At 48.0% G+C, this 1331-nt stretch carries 1 tRNA gene and 2 rRNA genes; all 3 read left to right on the forward strand.

The features are described from left to right. Positions 1-162 (forward strand): 16S ribosomal RNA (locus tag BZG84_RS16410); the annotation flags it as partial. Positions 163-243: 81 nt separating this feature from the next. Beyond that, positions 244-319: transfer RNA gene (locus BZG84_RS16135), tRNA-Glu, on the forward strand. Positions 320-456: 137 nt separating this feature from the next. After that, a 23S ribosomal RNA gene (locus BZG84_RS16140) occupies positions 457-1331 on the forward strand; the annotation flags it as partial.

Genomic DNA, 1331 nt, shown 5'->3' on the forward strand with positions numbered 1-1331 from the left:
TGTACACACCTGTACACACCGCCCGTCACACCATGGGAGTGGGCTGCACCAGAAGTAGATAGCTTAACCTTCGGGAGGGCGTTTACCACGGTGTGGTTCATGACTGGGGTGAAGTCGTAACAAGGTAGCCCTAGGGGAACCTGGGGCTGGATCACCTCCTTACTGACGCTATTCTTGCGAGTGTTCACACAGATTGTATAGGTTGAAGWATTAAAGAGGATATGTTCCCAAACATATCGATGCGTCCCATTCGTCTAGAGGCCTAGGACACCGCCCTTTCACGGCGGTAACAGGGGTTCGACTCCCCTATGGGACGCCACTTTATAAACATACTTTCGAGTGTGATTACAAAGTGGTTTATTTAGCAATAAACGACATGCTCTTTAACAATCTGGAAAGCTGACAAGTCATTCTTAAAGAATGACAGTAAAGTTCTCAATCAGTGACAGAAATGTCACTCACACAATCAAGTGTGCTTGGGCTTTGTCTTATTTGATAAGCAAAGTCTCTATTTTGAGTCCGGCAAAAACAAAACCTTAATTAGTTGATGATTCAACACTCAGTGGTTTTGCTCAGGTATCTTAGCGTGAATACATAGCGCTAAGAGGCGAACTCGGGGAACTGAAACATCTAAGTACCCGAAGGAAAAGAAATCAATTGAGATTCCGGCAGTAGCGGCGAGCGAACCCGGAGCAGCCCTTAAGCGGCTTAGGCGTTAGGTGAACAGGTTGGAAAACCTGGCAATAAAGGGTGATAGCCCCGTAACCGACAGCGCCTTAGTCGTGAAATCGAGTAGGACGGGACACGTGATATCTTGTCTGAACATGGGGGGACCATCCTCCAAGGCTAAATACTCCTGACTGACCGATAGTGAACCAGTACCGTGAGGGAAAGGCGAAAAGAACCCCTGTGAGGGGAGTGAAATAGAACCTGAAACCGTCTACGTACAAGCAGTGGGAGCCCCATCACTAAGACACCTTATCTTAGTGAGACGCTATCACTTTGTTGATTGGGTTAACCACGCGAAGCGTGGGTCAACCGCCCAATCAAGCAGAGGTGACTTAGTGATGGGGTGACCGCGTACCTTTTGTATAATGGGTCAGCGACTTAATGTTAGTAGCAAGGTTAACCGCATAGGGGAGTCGTAGGGAAACCGAGTCTTAACTGGGCGTACAGTTGCTAGCATTAGACCCGAAACCGAGTGATCTAGCCATGGGCAGGTTGAAGGTTGAGTAACATCAACTGGAGGACCGAACTCACTAACGTTGAAAAGTTAGGAGATGACCTGTGGCTAGGGGTGAAAGGCCAATCAAACTCGGAGATAGCTGGTT

This window comes from Salinivibrio sp. PR932, assembly GCF_001996125.1.
Classification (GTDB): domain Bacteria; phylum Pseudomonadota; class Gammaproteobacteria; order Enterobacterales; family Vibrionaceae; genus Salinivibrio; species Salinivibrio proteolyticus.